This is a genomic window from Escherichia sp. TW14182 (assembly GCF_000208525.1).
Lineage (GTDB): Bacteria > Pseudomonadota > Gammaproteobacteria > Enterobacterales > Enterobacteriaceae > Escherichia > Escherichia ruysiae.
Genome location: NZ_AEJZ01000153.1, coordinates 1 through 722 on the forward strand (window position 1 = coordinate 1; position 722 = coordinate 722).

A 722-nucleotide genomic window follows, 5' to 3' on the forward strand; every position below is an offset into this window, starting at 1 on the left:
ACCCAGACCACTTCGCCAGTTTCAACATAAATAACTTTCAGAGTGTCTGGCTGAAATTTTTCCTGGGCTTCGTGCCATTCCTGACCATCATCGGAGAACAGCCACAATAAAAATTTATGCTGTCGCGCCAGCTGGTATTGCTCAATTGTTTTAGGGTTTTGTACCGTAAGATTTTTTAAGTGCATCATAATTACAAACTCGCTACATTCCGCCAGACGCCATTAATCAGAACCTGCACCGGGCGGGCATTGGCCCAGTCCATACTTTCACCACCATCAAGACCGCTGATAAGGTGACCTGATGGTGCGTTCCCGCCACGCCCAATACCAATGGCACTGCCCAGACGCACATCCTGTACACCGCCTGTTTTGGTCTGATAGCGGGCATCAAAGTTTCCGTAGTTTGATGGAACCATCTGCCCGTTTACAGCGAACGTTATACTGTTATCCGTATTCCTCTGACTGTAAAAATGCCAGCCGGAATCATCACCAAGCTCTGCAACTACAGGTCGGGATGAATTACCCCATAAATTAAACGTTGCGTTTTTCGTGGAGTTTTTGGCGCTGGATAACGTGAATTTTTTAGCATTTCCGGCCTGAATATTTTTTAACGCTATCGCCACACCATTCTGGAAACGAAATACATGCTGTCCATTCGCATAAACATCCAGAATACCGTCGCCGTTTTGTTTTATACCTGTATCGTTATCCCCGAAAGCAATT

The 722-nt window shown here is 45.8% G+C and carries 2 pseudogenes; both read right to left on the reverse strand.

The window, feature by feature from the left end:
- Nucleotides 1-188 (reverse strand): annotated as a pseudogene (locus tag EQY_RS0113460) (tail fiber assembly protein); the annotation flags it as partial.
- Between the two features lie 2 nt (nucleotides 189-190).
- Nucleotides 191-722: pseudogene (locus EQY_RS0113465) on the reverse strand (phage tail protein); the annotation flags it as partial.